General features: G+C 64.2%; 19 protein-coding genes. 4 read left to right on the top strand and 15 right to left on the bottom strand.

The features are described 5' to 3' along the window. Window positions 1-75 precede the first annotated feature (75 nt). The 6 genes from FHW96_RS03490 to FHW96_RS03465 form a co-directional block, all read right to left on the bottom strand. Window positions 76-1434, bottom strand: a complete 1359-nt coding sequence (locus tag FHW96_RS03490; RefSeq protein ID WP_172339166.1) for a beta-3-deoxy-D-manno-oct-2-ulosonic acid transferase — start codon at window positions 1432-1434, stop codon at window positions 76-78. After that, complete coding sequence (kdsA, locus tag FHW96_RS03485) at window positions 1434-2336, bottom strand: 3-deoxy-8-phosphooctulonate synthase (protein WP_253950712.1); 903 nt, start codon at window positions 2334-2336, stop codon at window positions 1434-1436. Before kdsA ends, FHW96_RS03490 begins: the two co-directional genes overlap by 1 nt. Further along, window positions 2336-3139: a 3-deoxy-manno-octulosonate cytidylyltransferase gene (locus FHW96_RS03480; protein ID WP_216650753.1), complete on the bottom strand. Its 804-nt coding sequence runs from the start codon at window positions 3137-3139 to the stop codon at window positions 2336-2338. Before FHW96_RS03480 ends, kdsA begins: the two co-directional genes overlap by 1 nt. After that, on the bottom strand, window positions 3136-4161 hold the full coding sequence (locus FHW96_RS03475; RefSeq protein WP_253950711.1) for an SIS domain-containing protein: 1026 nt from the start codon (window positions 4159-4161) through the stop codon (window positions 3136-3138). Before FHW96_RS03475 ends, FHW96_RS03480 begins: the two co-directional genes overlap by 4 nt. Window positions 4162-4245: 84 nt before the next feature. Continuing rightward, window positions 4246-5085 carry a class I mannose-6-phosphate isomerase gene (locus FHW96_RS03470; protein ID WP_172339165.1) on the bottom strand — a complete coding sequence of 280 codons (840 nt, stop codon included), beginning with the start codon at window positions 5083-5085 and terminating at the stop codon, window positions 4246-4248. A gap of 10 nt (window positions 5086-5095) precedes the next feature. Then, window positions 5096-6133 carry a mannose-1-phosphate guanylyltransferase gene (locus FHW96_RS03465; protein ID WP_172339164.1) on the bottom strand — a complete coding sequence of 346 codons (1038 nt, stop codon included), beginning with the start codon at window positions 6131-6133 and terminating at the stop codon, window positions 5096-5098. A gap of 768 nt (window positions 6134-6901) precedes the next feature. On the opposite strand from FHW96_RS03465, the gene FHW96_RS03460 reads away from it, so the two are divergent. Then, window positions 6902-8035 carry a capsule biosynthesis protein gene (locus FHW96_RS03460; protein WP_371815618.1) on the top strand — a complete coding sequence of 378 codons (1134 nt, stop codon included), beginning with the start codon at window positions 6902-6904 and terminating at the stop codon, window positions 8033-8035. A 36-nt stretch (window positions 8036-8071) separates the two neighbouring features. Here FHW96_RS03460 and FHW96_RS03455 read toward each other — a convergent pair whose 3' ends face one another. Next, window positions 8072-9202 carry a polysaccharide biosynthesis/export family protein gene (locus tag FHW96_RS03455; RefSeq protein WP_253950709.1) on the bottom strand — a complete coding sequence of 377 codons (1131 nt, stop codon included), beginning with the start codon at window positions 9200-9202 and terminating at the stop codon, window positions 8072-8074. A 179-nt stretch (window positions 9203-9381) separates the two neighbouring features. On the opposite strand from FHW96_RS03455, the gene FHW96_RS03450 reads away from it, so the two are divergent. From FHW96_RS03450 to FHW96_RS03440, 3 genes are read left to right on the top strand one after another with little or no spacing between them, the layout of a single operon-like run. Further along, window positions 9382-10299 carry a hypothetical protein gene (locus tag FHW96_RS03450; RefSeq protein ID WP_172339162.1) on the top strand — a complete coding sequence of 306 codons (918 nt, stop codon included), beginning with the start codon at window positions 9382-9384 and terminating at the stop codon, window positions 10297-10299. After that, complete coding sequence (locus tag FHW96_RS03445) at window positions 10296-11279, top strand: hypothetical protein (protein WP_172339161.1); 984 nt, start codon at window positions 10296-10298, stop codon at window positions 11277-11279. The genes FHW96_RS03450 and FHW96_RS03445 overlap by 4 nt, the downstream gene beginning before the upstream one ends. A 14-nt stretch (window positions 11280-11293) precedes the next feature. Continuing rightward, window positions 11294-13042, top strand: a complete 1749-nt coding sequence (locus FHW96_RS03440) for a glycosyltransferase family 2 protein (RefSeq protein ID WP_172339160.1) — start codon at window positions 11294-11296, stop codon at window positions 13040-13042. Here the strand turns inward: FHW96_RS03440 and FHW96_RS03435 are convergent. From FHW96_RS03435 to FHW96_RS03400, 8 genes are all read right to left on the bottom strand, one after another. Further along, a complete protein-coding gene (locus FHW96_RS03435) occupies window positions 13037-13783 on the bottom strand; it encodes a methyltransferase domain-containing protein (RefSeq protein WP_172339159.1) in 747 nt (248 codons plus the stop codon). The genes FHW96_RS03440 and FHW96_RS03435 overlap by 6 nt on opposite strands. 11 nt (window positions 13784-13794) lie before the next feature. Then, the gene (locus FHW96_RS03430) at window positions 13795-14442 is read right to left on the bottom strand and encodes an ABC transporter ATP-binding protein (RefSeq protein ID WP_172339158.1); all 648 of its coding nucleotides are present in this window, start codon (window positions 14440-14442) and stop codon (window positions 13795-13797) included. Further along, window positions 14439-15221, bottom strand: coding sequence for an ABC transporter permease (locus FHW96_RS03425; protein WP_172339157.1), 783 nt, complete (start codon window positions 15219-15221; stop codon window positions 14439-14441). Before FHW96_RS03425 ends, FHW96_RS03430 begins: the two co-directional genes overlap by 4 nt. 2 nt (window positions 15222-15223) lie before the next feature. Further along, complete coding sequence (locus FHW96_RS03420) at window positions 15224-16342, bottom strand: capsule biosynthesis protein (RefSeq protein WP_172339156.1); 1119 nt, start codon at window positions 16340-16342, stop codon at window positions 15224-15226. 19 nt (window positions 16343-16361) lie between these two features. Next, window positions 16362-18716 (bottom strand): glycosyltransferase, encoded by a 2355-nt coding sequence (locus tag FHW96_RS03415; protein ID WP_172339155.1) that lies wholly within the window; start codon window positions 18714-18716, stop codon window positions 16362-16364. Window positions 18717-18721: 5 nt separating this feature from the next. Continuing rightward, on the bottom strand, window positions 18722-21019 hold the full coding sequence (locus FHW96_RS03410) for a hypothetical protein (RefSeq protein ID WP_172339154.1): 2298 nt from the start codon (window positions 21017-21019) through the stop codon (window positions 18722-18724). Window positions 21020-21243: 224 nt separating this feature from the next. Beyond that, entirely contained in the window at window positions 21244-22107 is an 864-nt protein-coding gene (locus FHW96_RS03405) for a hypothetical protein (protein WP_172339153.1), read from the bottom strand. Window positions 22108-22172: 65 nt separating this feature from the next. Beyond that, a complete protein-coding gene (locus tag FHW96_RS03400; protein WP_172339152.1) occupies window positions 22173-22859 on the bottom strand; it encodes an arylesterase in 687 nt (228 codons plus the stop codon). Window positions 22860-22864: the final 5 nt, after the last annotated feature.

The following is a 22864-nucleotide window of genomic DNA, read 5'->3' as shown; positions in this document are numbered from 1 at the left end:
CGATTCTGGGGATAAATCCGGGGGTTTCGCGCGATTGGCCTGTTTTGCCTTCCTGTTTCACGGCTTTGCGACCCCTTAAACCCCGGACACCACCCGCCGCAGCCGCCCCTGCGCCATCCGCGCCCACACCAAAGGCCCGCCGATCCGCGCCTGCCCCTGCGCCATACGGTCCACCACCATCTCAACCGGGCAAGGCAGCCGCGTGACCGGATCGAGATAGCGCGGATAGAGGATCAGCGCGGCAGCCACCATTTCCTCAATGCTGCACCCCCGCCCCCGGCGCGGCATGGGCGGCCCCAGATCGCGCGTCAGCCCCCATCCGGCATAGAACGGCTGGCCATGGGTGATGACCTCCACCCCGCGCAGCAGCGCCTCAAACCCGGCCAGCGAGGAAATGACATGGAGTGCATCGACCTGCCCCAGCAGGCCCGCAATCGAGGCCTTGCGCTCGATCCGGTCGGCATGGCGCAGGATTTCGGCATCGGGAATCGCGCCCTTGCGATGCCCCGCCTCAACATCGGGATGAGGCTTATAGATGATCTCGGCCCCCGGCTCTTCATGCCGCGCCCGCGCCAGCAAGGCACGATTGTCGCAGCCCGCCCCGCCCAGCAGCACCGCGCGGTCATCCTCCACCTGCCCCGTCACCAGCACTCGGCGGCGCGTTTGGGGCAGCAGCGCGGCGCCCACCGCGCCCGCGCCATATTTGCAGATCCCTCCGTCAATCAGGCGGGATCGCAGATCCGCCGCGCGGGCCAGCACATCAGGCGCAAAGCCGCCCCTCGCCAGCATCGCCTCCAGCCCGTTTTCCCGCGCCGGATCGACATAGGAGCCCATCGGATCGACAATCACCGAGAGCGGCGGCACGCAATGCGCGCCAAGCCCGCTCGACCGGATAAAGCCGTCCTCGATCTCGCCCGACATCACTCCCCGCGCCGCCAGATCGCGGCCCAACCCGCCCCCGCATCGCGCCACCCAAGCCAGCACGCGATCCCCCGCGCCCAGCCCCGCACCTGTCCGCCGATAGGGCACCCCCGCCCCATCCCAGAGCAAGGCGTCCAGCGTCTCGCGCTTCCACCCGGCAATGCCGAAAATCGCAGCGGTCCGGCGATTGCCTTCGATCATCCGCCGCCATCCGCCCAGCATCCGCGCCGCCGCGACAAAGCCCATCGGCGCGCCGGTAAACGGATCGCGCGGCGCGCCCTGCGCCATTACCTTTTCCGCGCGCCCCTCGCGCAATTGCTCCACCAACGCCCGCTCGGCCGGATCGCCCTGCCCGCTCCACGGATCGCCCCCCGGCGCCCAGAACGCGCCCCCCACACGCTCCTCCACCAAGGCGCGGGCGACCTCGCGCGGATCCTCGTCGCACCGCCCCCCCGGCCTCACCAGATCTCCAGCGCGATGGCGCGGAAACGGAGGGATGCGCAGGAAAACCATTACGCGGCCGGCAATTTCACCGCATCGTCAATCGCCTGAATATCGCGCAAAAACGGCTCAAGATCGTGCAGAGGCAACGCGCAAGGCCCATCGCATTTCGCCACCGCCGGATCGGGATGCGCCTCAAGAAACAGGCCCGCTATGCCCACCGCCATGCCCGCCCGCGCCAGCGCGCCCACCTGAGAACCCCGCCCATCGGCGCTGTCGGCGCGGCCGCCGGGGCGCTGCAACGCATGGGTTACGTCAAAGACCACCGGGGCATAGTCCTTCATCAGGTCCATCCCCAGCATATCGACCACCAGATTGTTATAGCCAAAGCACGATCCTCGCTCGCACAGCAGCACACGCGCATTGCCCGCCTCCTCACATTTGGCGATGATATGGCGCATTTCGTGGGGCGCGAGGAATTGCGGCTTTTTCACATTGACCACAGCGCCCGTGGCCGCGATTGCCTCGACAAGATCGCTCTGCCGCGCGAGGAAGGCGGGCAATTGCAGAATATCGGCCACCTGAGCCACCTGCGCGGCCTGATAAGGTTCATGCACATCGGTCAGCACCGGCACGCCAAAAGTCTGCCGCACCTCCTCCAGCATGCGCAGTCCCGCCTCCAGCCCCGGCCCGCGAAACGAGCGCAGCGAGGATCGGTTGGCCTTGTCAAAGCTGGCCTTGAACACATAGGGGATGCGCAGACGCCCGGTGACTGTGACAAAGTGCTCGGCCAAGCGCATCAGTTGATCGCGGTCCTCGATCACATTCATGCCCCCGATCAGCACAAAGGGCCGGTCATTGGCAAAGACGATGCTCTCATTCAGGCGTAGCTTGCCCGCCCCGCGTTTGGGGGCATCGGCGGCGAAGGTCTGACTTTCATGCGACATACGATCTTTGTAACCGATGCGGTCCATCAGTCCATCGAACGCTGCGCCAAAATGGCCTCAATTGCCGGAACATCCTCCGGGTTGTTCAGCTCGACACAATCCCATTCGGGCGCATCATGGCTCTGCACGATCACGGGCGCGTCGCCTTCCAGAAAGCGCAATTGCTCCAGCCCCTCCAGTGCCTCCAACGGCGAAACCGGCTGGGCCGCATACCAGCGCAGGGCCTCGGGCCGATAGGCGTAAAGCCCCAGATGCAGCCGCACCGCGCGATGCGGCGCCCCATCGCCATCCGGCACAAAAGGCAGCAACCGCTTGGAAAAATACAACGCCCGCCCATCCTGCGCGCAGACCGCCGTGGTGCCCCCCACGCGCCCGGCCGCCGCATCCCCGGCCAGATGGGCATAGGCCCCCGCGCTGGCGCGAAAGGCCGCCGTGGCCATGGCCGCATCGGGCCGCGCGGCCAGTGCCTGCACCAGATCGGGGATCAGCCCGGCAGGCGTTAACGGCGCGTCCCCCTGCAAATTGACCACAACATCGACCGGCGGCAATTGCGCCATAGCCTCGGCGCAGCGCTCCGTGCCATTGCGGCAAGAGGGCGAGGTCATCACCACCTTTGCTCCAAACCCGCGCGCGGCCTCGGCGATCCGCGCATCATCAGTGGCCACCCATACGCCCGCCAGCCCCGGCGCGCGCACCGCCATAGCCGCGCGCCAGCTCCGCTCGATCAGCGACCTTGCCCGCCCCCGCCCCCCGCGCAGCATGGCCAGCGGCTTGCCCGGATAGCGCGTCGAGGCAAAGCGCGCCGGGATCACAATCGCAAAACGGATCATGCCGGTTCCAGCCCCATCGGCAACAGATCATGCATATGCACGATGCCCAAAGGCACGCCCTCGCCCCCCGCCATGGGTGCGACGACAAAGGCGGCCGTGATCTTGGCCTCGTTCATCCATTTCAGCGCATCGACCGCCACCATATCGGCGCAAAGCGAAAGCGGATCGCGCGTCATCACCTCGCCCGCTGTTCTCTCGGCCAGAGTGCTGAAATGCCGCCGCAGATCGCCGTCGGAGATCACCCCCAGCAACCGCCCCGCCCCGTCCACCACCCCGGCCAGCCCATAGCGATGATCGCTGATCACCGGCACCACATCGGACATCGGCGCATCGGGCGCCACCAGCGGCAATCCCGTACGGTGCATCACCTCGCCCACCGGGGTCAGCCGCTGGCCTATCGCGCCGCCCGGATGCAGAGCGCGGATCTGGCCCCGCCCCACCCCGCGCGCCTCCATCACCGAGAGCGCCAGCGCATCACCCAGCGCCAGCTGCATCACCGTCGAAGTCGTGGGCGCAAAACTGTCCTGGCAAGCCTCGGGCCGGTCGGGCAGCAACAGCAGCACATCGGCCATATTACCCACCATCGAGCGCGAACACGCCACCATGCCGATGATTGCCACCCCCAACGCCCGCGCATGGCGCAGCACCGACCCCAATTCGCCCGTATTGCCCGAATTGGAAAGCACCAGCAGCACGTCTCCGGCCATCATCATGCCCAGATCGCCGTGCGAGGCCTCCGCCGGATGCAGGAACAGCGCCGCCGTGCCCGTGGCGGAAAATGAGGCGGCGATCTTGCGCCCGATATGTCCCGATTTGCCCATGCCCGACACCACCAGCCGCCGCCGCGCCCCCGCGATCAGCCAGCAGGCCCGCGCGAAACTGTCATCCAGCCCCTCGCCCAGATGGCGCAGCGCCTCGGCCTCATGTGCGATGATGGCGCGGCCCCGGCCCCGGATCGTGGCGATCTGCGCCGGGCTGGGCATAGCGGCGGTCAGGGCGGGGGATAGAGCGGGGTAATTCATGCGATCCGGCAACCCTTTGGGCGGCATCCGGCCCGTTCGGGGCCGGGAGCGGACCGTTAATGCCCGCCCTTCAGATCTATGTGTTTACTCTGAGACAGGCTGGGCGACGAGCCAAAGCGCATCGCTTTCCCAGCTAATCTCCTCCAAACCGGCAGCTTTTGCGCAGGCGCCCGCCGGCACCGTCTCGCCCCTGACCATCACCAGCCCCGAGATCGGCACCACCAGCAGCGGCCCTTGCGGATAACGCGCCAGCAAATTCTGATCGGCCACGCCATTGACCCGGTCCAGCCGGAAATAGGGCCCATCGACCAGCGCCACCGTGCCCGTTTCGGGCAGGCGCTTGTGCCAGCGCGCCAGATCGTAAACCTCGCCCAGCGAAACGGCCAGACCCTCGTCCAGATGCAATTCGCGCGGGCGACCATAATCGAACAGGCGATAGGTGATATCGCTGTTCTGCTGGATTTCGATCACACTGACGCCCGCGCCGATGGCATGGACGGTGTTGGCCGGAATATAGAAGAAATCGCCCGGCGAGACCTTATGCCAGACCAGCATATCCTCGATCCGCCCATCAAGCGCGGCGGCGCGCAAGGTTTCGGTGTCGACCGCGCGGTCAAACCCGATGCCAAGGCGCGCATCCTGCTCGGCGGCGATCACCAGCCAGCATTCCTCCTTGCCCTGACGGCCCAGTCCCTTGGCCATCGTCTGGCGGTCGCTGGGGTGAACCTGAACCGAGAGCTTATCGCTGGTGAAGATATATTTCACCAGAAGTTCAGGCAGTTGTGCAGGCGGTTCGAACCAGATTTCGCCGATGCGCGCCCCTTTAGGCGCGACAAAGGGACGCGGCAGAACTTCGCAACCCCAAGGCTTTTCCACCTGTCTGATGGGCAGCAGAATCTCGCTCAAAACCGCCTCCTGCGTCATGATCGGCCGATTACTGATTCACCGCGCCCAGCAATTTGCCGACCTTCTGCACGCCCGGCACACTGGTCACCAGCACGTCGCTGCCATCGACCACCACCATGACGCCTTCAAGGCCGACCACCGAAACCTTCGGCCCGTCGCTTTCCACCAGAACGTTGCGACAGCCGACAAGTTCCGCCTCGCCGATCACGCTGTTGCCCGCTTCGTCCTTGTCGCGCGCCTCCCACAGGGCGTGCCAGTTGCCGATGTCGGACCATGCCATATTGGCAGGGACCACCGCAGCGCGGTCGGTCTTTTCCATCACCGCATAGTCGATCGAATCGCTTTCCACCGCGTTGAAGGCGGCGGCATCGGGATGGAAACGTCGGCCATCGACGGTCCCGTTGGCCACCGCCTGCGCCACGCCTTCAAGAATGGCGGGGCGATGAGTGCCCAGTTCCTTGAGGAAATCGCCCGCGCGCATCGCAAAGATGCCACCATTCCATGCATAGGAACCTTCGGCCAGAAATTCCATCGCGCGTTCCAGATGGGGCTTTTCGACAAAGCGGTCGACCTTGAAGCCATCCGCGCTGATCGCCTCGCCACGCTTGACGTAACCAAATCCGGTTTCCGGCGCGGTGGCCGTAATGCCAAATGCGACAAGCCAACCTTCCTGCGCCAGCCGCCCGGCGGCCTGCGCGGCGGTCACAAAACTGGCAGGATCACCGATATGGTGATCGCTGGGGCAGACCAGCATCACATCATCGGGGGCCATGCGCAAAGCGGCCAAAGCAATCGCCGCCGCCGTGTTGCGCGCCGAAGGTTCCACCAGAATTCGCGCATCAGGAGCGCCGCCCAACTGGCTTTCAACATGATCGAGATGTTTGGTGCCGGTCACGATCATAGGCGCATCGAAAATGGCGCGATCACTGGCCCGTGCAATGCCCTGTTCGAACAGGGTCACATTCCCCACGAGCGGCAGGAACGGCTTGGGCTTCACCGCACGGCTGCGCGGCCACAAACGGGTGCCACTACCGCCGCACAGAATAACCGGGGTAATCTTCTGCATGTTGCCCTTTCACCGCTGAATCACGAGAATTGAATTGGCGAGTGCCACAGCAAGGCACGTAAATCCACCCATATCGACCATGATCCCAGTTTATTGCATTTCGCACAGTGCCTCAAAATAAAATCCGGTTTTTGGCTGGAAGACGCCGTTTCATACGAAAACGCAGAAGTCGGAAATATGCCCGTTTGCCGGGCTGTCCGGGACGACAGACAGGGTAAAAGTCGCGCCGAAATGCCTGCTGCAAGTGGGAAATACAGCATCGGGACCGAGCCGCGAGAAATCGACGCATCAAAATGGAAGAGAGGAAATTACCTTATAGGATATTATATTTTTACATGGATGCCGATTTGGCTCAATTCTTCTGTCCCTCAGCTACGCTGGGGCCGCCCATCACACCCAAACATCATTAATTCCAATACGGAGGAGTTACTAATAGAAAAAGCGGAAAAATCGCTCTATTTTCTAGACTTACAGCCAATAAACAACCACATTACAAAAAGATCATCGTTAACTATTCCCCATAATGGGATGCCCATGTCAAACTCCGGCGTCTTTCGACTCAATGTGCAGGCAAGGCCCGCAAACTCTTTTCAGCGTGAAAGCGCGGTGGCGCTATTACCGCACCGCCCTTTCATTCCGGCGGGTCGGCAAGATCACCAGTTTGCCCAGCCCGCGGCCAAGGATGTTCGCCGCTTCCTGTTTTTACAGGGACCGCCGGGCCCGTTCTTCTATCAACTGGCTCAAACCCTTGCCAAAAACGGGCAAGAAGTGCGTCGCATCAACCTGAATGGAGGTGACGAGCATGACTGGCCCGGCGTAATTGCCGCCCCCTCCGGGGCTCATCGCGCCACAAACTATCGCGGCACGCAGGGAGGATGGCCGCTGTTCATTGACCATTATCTGCGCCGGTCAGGAATAACCGATCTGGTGCTGTTCGGCGATTGCCGCCCCATGCACATGGCGGCCCACCAGATGGCGCGCCTTATCGGGGTGCGGGTCCATGTGTTCGAAGAGGGTTATATCCGCCCCAACTGGCTGACGCTGGAGCGCGACGGGGTCAATGGCCACTCTCCCCTGCCGCGCAGCCCGCAGGATATTCTGGTCGCCGCACACAATCTGCCCAGCCCTGCGCCCCAGCCGTCTATTGGCGCTTCATTGGGGCGGCGGGTACGCGATACATGGGGCTATTTCGGCCATATGGTGCTGGGCGCGATAACCCTGCGCTATCCCTTCTACCGCTCGCACCGGCCCGGCTCGATCATGCTGGAAGGATTGGGCTGGGTCGCCAAATATCTGACACGCGGGCAACGAGCAGCACAAACGCAGACCGCGCTCAAGATGTTGAAGGAGAGCGATTATTTCCTCTTCCCCCTGCAATTATCCTCGGATTATCAAATCCGCGTCCACTCCCCCTTTTCCTCGATGCGTCAAGCCGCCGACTATGTGCTTGCCAGCTTTGCCGCCCATGCTCCGCCCGAAACCAGCCTTGTCATCAAGGAGCATCCGCTCGACGCCACGCTGGGAGGATGGGGCGCCTATGTGCGCGACCGCGCACGCGCGATGGGGCTGGGCAACCGGCTGATCCATCTGGCGGGCGGCGATCTCAATACGCTGGCGCAAGGTGCGCGGGCAATGGTCGTGGTCAATTCCACCTCGGCCACCTTTGCACTGGCGGGCGGTATCCCGGTCAAGGCGCTGGGCCGGGCGGTCTATGCCATCCCCGGCATCGTTGATGAGCAACCGCTGGCGCAATTCTGGACCGCCCCCACGCCGCCCGATGGCGTGATCTATGACGCCTTCTGCCGGGTGCTGCACCGCCACTGCCTCGTGCGCGGCGGGCTGGCCAGCGAGTCTGCCACGCGGATCCTGATCGCCAATGCGGTGGAACGGTTGATGGGGTGAGGTTCGTTTTGCCTCCGGTGGGCAAAACTCAAAACCCTACCTCACCACCCCGGTGTTCACCAAAGCCCCCTGCACCGCAATGATCGGGCTGAACAACTGGCTTACCAACTGGATCAGCTTGCCGGGCTGATTGGCGGCGGCATTGCCGATATAGAGGACATCCTTGTCGCGCATAACAAAACGCTGGGCCAAAAAGACGCTGCCAGGGTTCATCATGTTGATGTGATAGACGGTGGGCGCCTCCGCCGCCCCCGCTCCACCAGCGTCAAAGCGGAAGATGAACACCGCTTTGGCATCGCCCAGATTGGGATTGGGGCCGCCCGCCGCCGACAGCGCCTCGGCCAAGCTGACCGAGGGGGCGGAAAAAGGCAGTTGTTCTACCCGGCCCGCCGCGCCCAGAACGGCAAAGGTCTGCGGTTTCTTGATGATCTCGATCTGGTCGCCGGGGCGGATGCGCCAATCGCGCGCCGCGCCCTGCATCGCTTCGGCAAGGCGAAATTCCTGCGCCCGCGCCCCGCGCGTCACCTGCACGGCCAGATCCTTTGCCTCGCCCCGATAGCCGCCCGAAAGCGCGATCACCTCGGGCAGGGTTTCACGGTTGCTGGTCAGCACCAGTCGTCCGGGCCGCGCCACTTCGCCGCCCAGAATGACGCTGTTGGTCACCGACTGGGCAATGCCCACCACCACCTGCGGATTTTGCGACAGACCCTTCAGAGCACCCCGAATCGCCCCGGCCAGTTGCGTCGATGTCATCCCGCCCGCGCGCATCCGCCCGACAAACGGCACAAAGATCTCGCCCCTATCATCCACGCGCATCATGGGCAGCCGCTCGGCCTGCGCCGCGCCATTAATGGCGGCGGTCGCCGGGTGCGTGCCGGCAAACAGGCTGACGCCTGCCTCATAGATCTGGATATCGAGCATATCGCCCGGCCCGATCATATCGGTGGGCGGGGCCGCGCCATCATCGCCCGCCGCCCCGGCCAGAACCGGCGCCACCGGCAGAGCGGCCTGCGAATCCACCGCGACGATTCGAAAGGATTTCTCCTCCTGCCCCGCCGCATGGGCCATCACCTGCCGTCCGGTCGGCCCGCTGACCGGCAGGGTGGCGCAGGCGCCCAGCATCATGGGCAAAGCCGCCACCAATTGCCTCACGCTCATCCTGTTCATGCCGACCTCAGATCCCGCGCGCGGCCCCTTGCCCCGCTCTTTTGCGCATATCACCGGCCCGGCCCCCTCCGCACGAACAGTTGGCTCCAGATTACGGCGCAATACGGATGCATCCGCGATACTCAAGGCGGCAGAGCGGGGATAATCAACGCCCATCTGAAAACGAAAAGCCGGAGCCTATGGCCATCCCCACCAATCGCGCGATTGGCCGCATTTCCCATTTCGACGCCTTTCTGGCCGATCATGGTCGAGCGCTGGTCGGCTGGGGGCGCAAGCCTTCGGGACGGCGGGCGGAAATGGCGGCGCGGCTGTTGCGGCTGCCCTTTGCGCTGCTGGAGGATGGGTTTCTACGCTCGGTGGCGCGCAATGATCCGCCGCTCTCGCTGATCGTCGATGATCTTGGCTGTTACTACGATGCCTCGCGCCCAAGCCGGATCGAGATCGCCACCGCGCGGGGGGCAACCCCGGATCAGGCCCCGCGCGCGCGCGCGCTGATCGCGCTTTGGCGGAACAGCGGCCTGTCGAAATACAACCATGCGCGCGACTATGCCGGGCCCCTGCCCGAACGCTATGTTCTGGTGGCCGACCAATGCCATGGCGATCTGTCGGTGGCGATGGGGCTGGGCCAAGGCGCGGATTTTGCCGCCATGCTGCGCGCCGCGCTGCAAGACTGGCCCGGCCATGACGTGCTGGTCAAGGTGCATCCCGATGTACGCACCCATGGAAAGGCGGGCTGGATCCCGACGGATGCGCTCGATCATCCACGCATCCGGGTGATCGACGATGGATGCCATCCGGTGCGCCTGATCCGGGGGGCTTCGGCGGTCTATACGGTCACCTCGCTGATCGGGTTTGAAGCGTTGATGCACGGGCGGGCGGTCCATTGTTTCGGCATGCCCTTTTATGCCGGATGGGGCCTGACGCAGGACGCCATGGCCGCCCCGGCGCGGCGGCGCGCAGCAGGCATCGAGGATCTGGTCCATGCCGCGATGGTTGAGGCGGCGCGCTATGTCGATCCGCAGGGCGGGGCGATCTGGCCGGTGGAGCGCGCGATTGCCCATGCCTGCCAACAGCGCGCCCGCTGGCTTGGCGCATGAACCGCCTGCCCTCCACCGACCTCTATTTTCGCAATGCCATGGCGCCATGGGTGCGCCCATGTTTAGGATGGGGCAAGAGGCCGATCCGGGCGGCAGGGGCCAATGCCTTTATCGCGGGCGATGCCTTCGTGCTGATTCGACAGGACAGGCCGAAGGTGATGCGCATGGCGCTGAACTGGCGCGGGCCGATGGTCTATGTGATCGACGATGATGTGGCGGCGGGGGCGGTCTGCCCGCTTTTGCCGGATACCTATCGGGCGCGGCTGGCCTGGTTCCAGCAGGCGTTTCACCGCGATCTGCTGGCGCGGGCCGATATTGTGCTGGCCGCCTCGGAAGTGCTGGCGCAAAGGCTGGCTCGGAATCGCGCCGGGCCGATCATGCGGATTGATCCGGCGTGGCGGCAACCCTTGGCCGATGGCGCGCATTTTGCCCCGCTGGCGCGCGGCGCGCCTTTACAGGTCGTGCAACTGGGCAGCGGCAGCCATCGCGGCGCTCTGGCCGCCATCGCGCCGATCATGCGCGATCTGCTCGACCGGCATCAGAATCTGCGTTTCACCTATTTTTCGCCTCGCACCATCGATCAAGGGCTGGAGCGCCACAGCCGCGCCCGTAGGATCGAACCGATGACATGGCCCGAATATCAACGCTGGATGGCGCGCAACCGGTTCCACCTGGCGCTTTACCCTCTGACGCAGACCGCGTTTGACCGCGCGCGCTCGGCCAGCAAACTGACCGAACATGCGATCATGGGCGCGGCGGGGCTCTATCCGCAGGGCTGGCCCCCCGCGCAAGGGCACGAGGGCGCGTTAATGGCGCCCGACCGGCCAGAGGAATGGGGTGAAACGATCACCCAATGCATCCATCGGCGCTATGAATTGCAATGGATAGCACAGAGTTTTAGCAAAAGCCTGCCTTGCGTCCAACGTTTTGCAGTGCAACAAGAGATGTGGCAAAGGATTTTACCCATCGAGCAATGGTGAATTTTTACAAAATCTTGTTTTATACGGCCCTGCGCCGGCCCAAACTTGCCGCAGAGGCGCTTTATTGGCGCCTGACGGGTAAGAAAGCGCGCGCCCGAAATCGGCTGCGCGCCTGTCTGGAACAGGGCCCCAATGCCTATCGCGACTGGATCGCTCTGGTCGAACGGCGCCCTGAAATGCTGGCCAAGGCCGCGCTGGACTGGCCCGAATGGCCGGTGCGGCCGCGTATTTCGGTGCTGGTCTATCACGCGCCGGGCGAAACCACCGCCGATGTCGAACGCCGCATCGCCGCGCTTGAGGCGCAGACCTATGGCGAATGGGAAATGGTGCTGGCCCAATCGCGCGAGGCGATGCCCACCCGCACCCCGGTGGTGCCGCGCCTGACGCTGGTGCCCGGGCGTACCGACAATCCGGCCAAAGCGCTGATGCAGGGCATAGAAGGCGCGACCGGCGACTATGTTCTGCCGCTGGGCGCCGATACGCTGCTGGCGCCCGATGCGCTTTACCATCTGGCCAAGGCGGTGGTGGCCAATCCCGAAGCCGGTGTGCTCTATGGCGACGAGGACCGCATCAACCGCAAGGGTCTGCGCAGCCATCCATGGTTCAAACCGCGATGGAACCCGGACCTGTTTCTGGCGCATGATTACCTGTCAACGGCCTGTCTGGTCCGGCGTGAAGATGCGCTGGCGACGCCGCCGATCCATCCCGCGCTCTCGGCGGCGGGGCTTTATGCGATGCTGATCAACATCACCGCCCAGGCAGAGGTTGTCCATGTGCCCCGCGTGATCGCCCATCGCCAGGCGGTGGACGCGCATGACCCCGATGCGCTGGCTGCGCGGGCGGCGGCGGTGGCCCACCATGTCGCGCCGCTGGGCGCATCGACGCGGATCGGCGCGCATGGCACCGTGGCGATCGACTGGCCGATGCCCGAAATGCAACCGCTGATCTCGATTATCATTCCCACCCGTGATCAGGTCCAGTTTTTGCGCAAATGCGTGACCGGGGTTCTGAATGGCACGCGGTATCGCAATATCGAAATCCTGATCATCGACAATGGCAGCGTCGAGGCCGAGACGCTGGACTATTTCGCGCGCGTTTCGGGCAATCCGCGGGTGCGCGTGATCCGGCATGACGTGCCTTTCAACTGGTCGGCGCTCAACAATCTGGGCGCGCGCGAAGCGCGGGGCGAATATCTGTGCCTGCTCAATAATGATATTGAGATCATGGATGAAAACTGGCTCTCGACGATGGTGCGTCAGGTGGTGCGGCGCGGCGTCGGGGCGGTAGGGGCCAAATTGCTCTATCCCGATGGCACGATCCAGCATGCCGGCGTGGTGATCGGGCTGGGTCAGGCGGCGGGCCATGCGCATAGGTTTCAGCGCAATGGCGATCCGGGCTATTTCGCCCGCGCCCATGTGCCCCATCGCGTATCGGCGGTGACGGGGGCCTGTATGCTGGTCAGCAAGGCGCTGTTCCGGTCGGTGGGCGGGCTGGACGAATCCGGCTTTGCGGTGGCTTTCAACGATGTCGATCTGTGCATGAAGCTGCAAGCTGCGGGCTATTACAATATGTACGAGCCGCGCGCGGTGCTGGTCCATCATGAAAGCAAGAGCCGCGCGCGCGACACCCATGCCACGCAGGTCGAACGCTATCGGCGCGAGCTGGCGCTGTTGCAGGAGCGCTGGGGCACGGCAACCTATGTCGACCCGCTGCACCACCCCGCGCTGGACCCGACCTCGGAAACTTATCGCATCGCGCTATAAGATAGCCATCCCCGTCGGATCGTGATCGCGGCGCGCGGGCGGCGGCACATGGTCCAGCGAGAAAGGCTGGAAATGGCCCGGTTTACGCAGGACCACATCAAAGCTGCCCTTATAGGGGATCGTGGCCAGCGCCTCCAATATGCAGATCCCGGCCAGATGGCGATGATAGGCCCCCAGCATCACATCGGGGCATGAATTCCATTTGTGGCCGTAGAGGCTGACATCATTGCGCGCATCCCATTGATAACGCCAGTCCGGCAGCACCAGCCCGATCCCCCCGCCCGGACGCAGCAGATCCAGCCAGTAGCGGATCGTCGCCACCGGATCGTGGATATGTTCCAGCACATGCAGCGCGACGATATAATCGACCGTTCCGGCCCGAAAGGGCAGATTGTCAGGGCTGGCCAGCCATGCGTTCTGGCTGGCCATGGCATGGCCGCCATCGACCGCATCGCGCGCAATATCCACCGGGGTCAGATGGGGCGTAATCAGGCGATTGCCGCAGCCGACATTGATGCCATTAAGCGCGGCCGGTTCAAATCCGACTGGTCGCGCGCGCAGGGCAGCCTCCTCCTCGGCCTTGCGCACCTTGTCCACTTCCTCGCCCAGATAGACCACCCGCGTGCCCGTCTGGCGCGCCAGCAATTCGCGCTCGCCCAGCGTCAGGCCGCGCAATTGCGGGACCATGTCCATCACATTGCTGCGGTTGATCCGGGCTTTGATCTCTTGGTAAAATTCCATGATAACCTCGCTTACAAATTGGAATAAAGCGCGATGGCCTCTTCAATATCGCCTTTGACGCTGGCCGATCCCCGGTCGATCAGCAAAGCCATGTCGCAATATTGCCGGATCGTCTCGACACTGTGCGAGGCCAGGATCAGCGCGCGGTCGCGCCGTTTGACGAAGATTTCCTCATGGCATTTGCGCTGGAAATTCTGATCGCCCACCATGATGACCTCGTCGATCAGATAGCAGTCAAATTCGATGGCCAGACTGAGCGCAAAGGCCAGACGCGCGCGCATCCCGGAGGAATAGGTTTTGACCGGCATCGCCAATTGCCGCCCAAGCTCGGTAAAATCCTCAAGAAAATCCTGAATTTCACGATAGTCGCGGCCATAGATGCGCGCGATGAAGCGGGCATTGTCATAGCCGGTCAGGCTGCCCTGAAACCCACCGCCAAAGCCCAGCGGCCATGATACGGTCATCTTGCGCTCGATCCGCCCGGCGGTGGGCATTTCCACGCCCCCGATCATCTTGATCAGCGTGGTCTTGCCCGCGCCATTGCGCCCCAGCACGCCCAGCTTTTGCCCCCGCCCGATGGTCAAATCCACTCCGCCCAGCACGAGTTTGCGCCCATGCCCGGCCGGATAGGATTTGACGAGGCCCGAACAGCGGATCATTCGACCACCATCACCCGGCGCACATGCCGGCACAGCATCAGCCCCACCATCAGCACAGGCAAACACCATGCCGGCGTATAGGTCAGGCTGAAATGAGGATAGACCGCATCGCCGAACACGCCATAGCGCATCATCTCCATCGCATGAACCGGCGGCGACCACAGCACCGCCGCCTTGATATTGGGGGCCAGCCAATCGGCCATGAAAAAGGCGCCGGAAAAGGGCACCATCAGATAGGTCGTAACCGGCATGACCTTTTCCAGCACCTCGGACATTTCGGACAAAGGCGCGACAATCGTGGCCAGCGTCAGCGTGAAGAGCGCATAATAGGACCAGCCGAGCAGCAGATAGCCAAGATCGTGCGGCCACGGAAATTCATCCAGCGCATACAGTACCGTACCGATGAACAGATAGGCCATCATATGCCCGATCATCTCAACGAAAAAGCGCACGAGGATCAGGTCGAGGATCTTGACCTGTCGGTGATACATCAGGCTGGAATTGGCCGCGAAACTGCCCATCGCGCGCAGCACGGTGCTGCGAAACATCACCAAGGGCAGATAGCCTGTGGCGACAAAGGCGATGATGGAGACCCCATGCTCCTGCGGCCCCTTTTCAAAGCGCCAGAGCAGGCCCACCAGCACCGCAAAAAGCAAAGGCTCGGCCATCACCCAGAGGAAGCCGATATTTTCCCGCCCGAAGCGCGTGGTCAATTCGCGGATGATCAGCGCCTGTATCACCCGCGTCTGGATAGCCCAGCCCTGATGAAGTGCCGCCATGGTCAGTCCTCCGGCGCATGTTCAAGGATGCCCACGATGAACATCCACGCCACAAAATAGAGACATAGCGAGGCGCCCAGCACCGTCAGCACGATCTTGATCCGATGCGGCAGCGCCGGTTCATCGGGCAGCGCGGGATCGACCACGCGTTCAAGATAATATTGCTGGCGCAGCGTTTCCACCCGCGCCTGTTCCAGCGCGGCATTGGCGACATTGAGGTTTTGCGCGGCAAATTCCTGCTCCTGCGCCAGCCGTTCATAGCCCGCCATTTTCGAGGCAATCGCGCCGGGCGGGCCCATCACCCGGCCATTCTGTCCGGCAACCGCGCGGCCCATCGCAGCGATCTTTTCCTGAAGCGCGGGGATCATCGGATTGCGCGGCGTGGCCTCGCGGATCTGGTCCAGTTGTGCCTGCGCGGCGGCTTGTTCGGACACCAGCCGGTTGGCCACCTCGAGCGCGCCTTGCGCCTGACGCGCCGGGTCGATCAAGGCCTCGTTGTTGCGATAGACGCCCAGCGCTGCGCGCGCCTTTTGCACCCGTATCTCGGCGGCGGCCACCCGGCGCTCGGCCTCGGCCACCTGTTTTCCCTCGGCCCGAGCGTTCAGGACATTAACCAGATCCTCGCTCAACCCCAGCAATTGCTGGTTGAGACGCTGGGCATCGCCGGGATCAAACGCCTTGACCTTCAACACTACCAGCCCGGTCTCATGGTTCATCGCCACATTGATCATCGCGCTGTAATAGCGGAACAAATGCTCCCGCCCCGGACGGGCCAGCACGCCTGGATAGCGCGCCAGCGCATCCACCCCCGCCCGACCAAACATCGCCGCCACCGCCCCGCCCCGGTTCACCGCCGCCAGCGCCGAGCGCGAGCGTATATAGTCGATCACCTCATTGGCCTGTTCCTGCCCCCCCGATAGGCCGGTGGTTTGAATCAGATTGGCCAGCGTAGAGACCTGCGCCGATTTCTGCGCCGGTGCCTTGATGACGAACCGGCTTTCCGAAACATAGATGTCCGAGGCAAACAGCCCCTCATAGGCCGCCGTGGCCAGCGTGGGCAAAACCACCATCGCCGCGATCCAGCGCTGCCGCCAAAGCCATTGAATCGACAGGATTTTCATAGCACCTCTCCCGCCGTAATCAGGACCATTTGGCCCGCCATTGTTCGACCAGATCGAATTGCCCGCGATAGCGCCCGCACACGGCGGCGCGGTTCAGCACCTGCTGATGGGCCAGCACATCGGGCGCCACGCCCGCAACGGCCGCATCGCGCGTGTTCAGATAATCCACGCTGGCCTTCACGCCTTCAGGATGTTTTTCAAAGCGATAGTTGAAATAGCGCAGCCAGTAATCCCCCTCGATCCGCGAGACTTTATCCTGCGCCGCCTCGCTCAAATTGTGCGAATGGGTGACAAAGGCGTCCGGCGCATAGGCCTTCTGATAGCCCTGCTTGATCACCTCCCACGCCCAGACCTGATCCTCGCCCCATGGAATGTCGGGATAGGGAATCTTGTCCCAGACGCAGCGGCGCAGGGCCGCATTGTTGTCCGAAAAATAATGCAGCCATTGCTGCCAGTTGATCCCGCCCCATTCCATGCTCGGCGGGGTCACGCTCCATTGCGCAACATGGGGCATCGCGCCCAGATGGGCGAAATGCCCCTCCTGCCCATTGCGGACAAAGCTCGTGGCATCGGCATAGGCCAGATGGCCGCCAAACACGCCCGCGACCTGGTCCCCTTTGTCAAAAGCGCTGATCATATTGGCCAGCCAATGTGGCGTGGCGGGCGTGGCATCCTGCGTCAGCACTGCGACGAATTCGGCATCGGTCATCGAAATCGCCAGATTGCGTGTGCGCCCATGCGAAAACTCGGCATTGGGGATCTGATGCAGCCGCACGCCCCGGTGGCTGAATTCGCGGATGATCTCCAGCGTGTTGTCGCTCGATCCGCTGTCCACAACCATCACGTCAAAGGCCCAGTCGGTCTGCTGCGTCACCAGCGCCTGCAACACGCCGCGAAAAAGATCACCGCCATTCCACGTCGGGATGATAACCGCCGCCTTGTGGGCATAGTCGCGCGTAGAAAACAGCGCGCGCGGGGTCACCGGCTCATTGTTCTGACTCAGCCCCTCGATCAGCGCCCCCTCCAGCGCCCTTGCGCTCTTTTCCCAGCTCAGCCCCGCGACAAAAGCCGCGCCGCCTGCCCGCAACCTCTCCCGCTCCGCCGCGCTTTCGATCAGGCGCCGCAACACGTCGGCCATGCCATGGGGCGTTGGCGGGGCAAAGGCGACCGATCCTTCGGGAAACACAGCGCGCGTACTTTCCGCGTCCAGCTCGACCACCGGCAGGCCGCAGGCCATCATTTCCATCGGGATCAGCGAATAATTGCTGGCCGAAAAGACCATGCCGATGTCGGTCGAACGATAAAGATCGCCCAATTGCGCGGGGCTGAGCAACCCATGGTTGACATGCTCATAGGGCAGCGCGCCGCCCAAATCATCCTGACCGAACAGATCGACCCGGAAACGCACCCCCCGGTCATGCAGGATCAACAGCGCCTCGCGCCCCAGTTCGACCGCGCGGCGCGGCGTGGAGGCGCGGGCGTAAAAGGCGATGCGCGGCGGGTCATGCTCAATCTTTTCGCCGCGATAATAATACATGGGATCATAGGCCAGTTCCCAGGCCCGCGTCCAAAGCCCATACCGCTCCTCGCAGATCGACTTCAGCCAGGCCCCGGCGCAGACCGCCTTGAACCCCATGCGATAGGTCATGTCCGCCACATAGGTGAACGTGCCATGCGTGTGAAACAGAGCCTCATAATCCTGCACCAGATAGAAACGCTCCTTCATCAGCGTCATCTGCGCGGCGGGAAAGGTCGTCCACATATCGGTGGCGATCACCAGATCGCCCGAAATCCCCTCCACCTCTTCGGGCAGGAAGCGCACGATCACGCGGTCAATGAGCTGATACCATGCGCGGATATGTTCCCACGCCTGTCGCTCATCGTGATGCACGGTGGGGTTCTGGATCCAGATCGTCTGGCGATGGCCGAAACTTTCCAGATAGCGGACCATGCGAAAGATCGACATATGCCCGCCGCCGCCGGGGCCGAAATCGGGGATGATCCAATGGATGTTCATCGATTCCGGGTTAAAGCTACGCGTCAGCGGCGCCAGCGCCTGTGCCCGGTTGCGGGCGATGGCGGCGGTATTATGCACCCATCGGTTGGGCCGGTCCGGATGCACCGGCAGATCGTTCCACCCCGGTTCGCCCTTGGCCCGCGCCTGCGCAGGCACCGATGCCGCCGTATCGGCCAGCCCGCTGTCCGGACCCGACCGGCGCCCCAGCCGTCGCCCGATCCAAAGGTAATGTTGCGCCGGATCTATGCCCGACATCGCCACGTCGGCATAACGGTTGGCATACCACGCCGCGTCAAACTGCCCCGACTGGCGCAATTGCCCGATCGCCTCGGGGGAAACGCTTGTTTGCAAAACCATTTTATTCAGCCCCTCACCCGGCCCTCGGCCATGCCGAACAGGATATAATGGCGCAGCGGATCATGCCCCTGCGCAGCCACATCAGGATAGCGGGCCAGATAGGCCTCCTCATCGAACAGCCCTGCCTCCGCCAGGTTTTGCGCCATCCGCGCGCTTTGCCAGCGCCGGGGCATCGCCAGCCACCAGCGCGGCCGCCGCGCCGTCACGCGATGCACCTCGCGCAGCCATTCGATCTGCGCTGCGCTGCGCATGGCACGCTCGCTCTCGGTCGATAACAGGCCCGACATCGTGGCCAGTTCGCCAAAGCGCTCGCTCAATTGCTGCTCCAGTCGGACCTTCTCGGCCTGCAATCCCTGCGTTTGTTCGACCGCCCTGCCCCGCGCCTGCTCCAATTCGGCCGCGCGCTGTTCAAGGCGGCGCGCCTGTTCGCCCCGTGCCTGCTCGGCCTCAGCATGGCGGATGACCAGGGCGGCCCGGTTTTGCTCGCCCTCCTGCCAACGGCCTTGCCAGAGCGCGGCCTCACCCTCGGCCTCCTGCAACAGACGGGCCAGTTCGGCTATCTCGCGCGCGGTTTCTTGCTGCCGGTCCAGCGCGGCCGCTTTCGCTTCGCGTGCCTCGGCGGCCCATGCGGCCTGCGTCGCCCGCGCCGCCGCCAGTTCCTCGCCCCGATCGGCAAAATCCCCGCGCAGCACCGTCAGCATTTCGGCCATCGCAGCCACCTGCTCCATCGCGATGCGCAATTGTTCGGCCTGATCCTGCAGCAGCGCCTGCGTTTCGGCCAATTCTCCCGCCAGTTCCAGCCCGCATCGCTGCTCGATCTCCAGCTCAGCGGTCAAGCGGTCAATCCGCTCCCTTTCCTGCTCCAGTGCCTCATTCAGCCCTGCACAATGCCCGCGCTCCTGCTCCAACGCGATCCGGGTCTGCTCCACCTCATCCTGTCGGCTGGTAAGCGTTATTTCCAGTTCGCCCAGACGCTGCCGATGCTCGTCGAGAGCGGCCCGCAATGCCCCAGCCTCCTGCTCCATCATCGCCACGCGGGCCTGCGCCTCCTGCGCCCGCTGCTCCTGCACCGGGCCCTGCGCGCGCAAATGCTCGATCTCGCGGGCCATCGCCGCGCGCTCATCCCCGCCGCGCCCTTCATTCAGCGCCATTTCGTCCAGCCGCGCCTGCGCTGCCTGATAGGCCCGCGCCAGTTCGGCCAGACCATCGACCGCCTCCTGCCGCTCGCGCCCGCGCTGCGCCAATTCGCCGTTCAACGCCTCTACCCGCGCCTCCAGGCCGGCCTTTTGCGCATTCAGTTCCTCCAGCCCCCGCTGCTGCTGTGCAATCCGGCGCAGCGGCCGCGCAAACCCCGGCCCCGCCTCATCCAGCGCCGCGCGCACCGCATCCAGCTCGCCATAATCGCCCGCCCGTTCGCCACCCTCGGCCCAGCCCAGCAGTACCCCATAGGTCCGCCGCACCCATCCCGACACCAGCGGATTATCCACTACCGCCCCATCCGCCCGGCGATGATGGCGCAAATCCGGCGAGAGAAAGGCCTCCACCTCCGCGCCCACGCCCAACGGCGTGCGCGGCCACACAACGCCCAGCTCGCGCTCCGCCCGGTCGGCCACCTGCGCCCAATGGTTCAACACCTGATCATAGCTGACCACCAGCCGCGCCCGTCCGCGCGTGGCCGCCTCGGCCTCCAGCACATGGCGCAGCCACACCAGCAATGCGATCTGCGCATCCACCCCATCGCGCCGCGCCAATGAATCGGCCACCTCCAACGGGTTACGCAGCGGCATGACAATCGCCGCTTCCACCCCTTCGGCCTCCAGCACATCCAGCCAGAACCGCGCCAGCCGGCAAATCCGCGGATCTTTCAGCGCAAAGAGCGGCGCCTCGCCAAATTCGGCCCGCAGCACCGCGCGTGCGCGCTCGACATAGCCGCGATAGGCCAGAGAGCGCGACCAACCCTCATTCACCGCCAGCCAGTCGAACCAGTCGCTGCCCATCGCCGCCAGCGTGGCGTCATTAAAACCGCGCACGGCGTCCGATTCCCAATGGCCGGTGGGATTGGTCGGATTGCCCCCCAGCAAGGTTGCGGGCAATCCCGCGCCCAGCAAGGCAAACACCCGCGTCAACGCGCTTGTGCCCGAACGATGCATGCCCAGCACCAACAGCGCCATCCGCCGCGCGCCCTGCGGCTGCACTCGTTCCGTCTGCCAGATCGGCCCACCCGTTCCCGGTGCAACTTCCGGCCCAACTCCCAACAGGGGCCGCAGCTTTGTTTCCCCCATGGCTTGCGTGGCTATGTTCATCTTTGCCTGCCCCTTGCACTGGCATGTGCCTCGCGGGGGGATCATCCCCCTTGGCTCGTGCCTCATGCCAAAGGGCTAAAACCGGGGCCCGTGGCGCGCAACAAAGGCTCTATCCATTTCGGCGGCGATTACGCATTCGCCCGTGATCAACTTACGATCATCGTTTACTTTCATGGCGTTGAGGTCCGCCCCGCGCCATCCGTTCACGCAGCAATTGGCGCGTTTCAGATCGCCCCATCGGCAATATTCGTGCCCGCCAGATAGGCGCGCAGGCGCTCTCGCATCGCCTCATCCACCGGCCCGCCCCGAGCCAGATGGGCCACCGAAAATTCCGCGCCCGTGCCGATCCGCCCCTCACGGCTGATGATCCCGGCCCATCCGTCAAACACGCTGCCCATATCCAGCGCCACCGCCCCGCGCCGCGCCGCGCTCGCCACATAGGCCTTGCCCAGCACGCCCCCGCCCACCAGCACCAGATCGCCCGGCCCCAACCCCTCGATCCGCGCCATCATCCGCGCATAGCCGGTGGGCCAGTGCGGCTCGTCCACAAGGCCCGGAAATCGCGCCTCTCCGCGCAGCAGCCATTGGACCACCGGCACATCAAAATGGGCGGCAAATGACCCCGCCACATCGCGGCATCCGATCAGCACCAGCCGCCGCGCATCGCGCACAAGCGCCCCCAACGCACCCGACCATTGCAGATAGAAATGCAGCGCCATATCGCCCACCACCGGGCGCCGCGCGCCAAACACTCGCCCCAGATTGGCAAAGACCTCGTGATAGCGCGTCGAGACCTGCAACTGGGTGCGGCGGGGGATTCCCAGCACATCGGCCTCGCGCATCGCCCGTTCCAGCCCGCGCGCCATGGCCCGCCGATCATCTCCGGAAATCGCCTGATCGCCAAACCAGATGCGCAGACAAAATTCGACCTCTTCGCTCATATGTGGCGCATCATGGCTCAGCATCGCCCCCTCGCCATCGCCCAGCCGGACCAGCGAAAAGCCCCGCCCCTGCGCCAGTGCGGCCTGCGCGGCCCGCACCACCGGCAACAGGCCGACGCGGGGCCAATCGAGAGCTGTCTCCATCATGGCCCCGCCTTGACAGACAGGCCCAGCCCCCCGCCAGCACGATTGCCACGCAAATGGAGCCGATATCAGCCCTTGGGCAGCGCGCCCGCGACCTTGTCCACGGTCGCGCTCACCATCGCCTCGACGCCCTTGTCGGTGGGGTGGATGTGGTCGGGCAATTGCAGGGCGGGCTGGTTGAAAATCGCCTTGAGGAAGAAAGGCTCCAGCACGGCATGGTGCCGCGCGGCAACGGCGGGAAAGATCGCATTGAATTCCCGCGCATAATCAGGCCCCATATTGGGCGCGGCCAGCATCCCCATCACGACGGTCCTGATCTTGCGCTTTTCCAATTCGGCCAGAATGGCGTCGAGATTGTCCTTGGTCTGGGGCAGCGGCAGCCCGCGCAGCATGTCATTACCGCCCAGGCTGATGACCACCAGATCGGGCGGCGTCCCTTGCGCCAGCGTGAAATCCAGCCGCGCGCGGCCATCCTGCGTGGTGTCGCCCGAAACCCCGGCATTGACCACCTGCGCATTGATCCCGCGCGCGCGCAACGCCGCCTCCAGCCGCACCGGATAGGCCTGTTCGGGGCGCAATCCATATCCGGCAAACAGACTGTCGCCCAGGGCTATGACGCGCACCGCCGGACCTTGGGGCGCGGGCGCGGTGGTTGCCGAGGCGCTGGGCGCGGGAGCGGGCGCCTTGTCCCCACCGCATCCCGCCAGCATCAAAACCGGCGCAAAAACCGCCAGCATCCCACCCAAAGCCCTCATCAACA

The sequence above is a fragment of the Novosphingobium sp. SG751A genome (genome assembly GCF_013149295.1).
GTDB lineage: Bacteria > Pseudomonadota > Alphaproteobacteria > Sphingomonadales > Sphingomonadaceae > Novosphingobium.
Note: the sequence above shows the minus strand (reverse complement) of the source record. Positions and strands in the feature narration are given on the sequence as shown.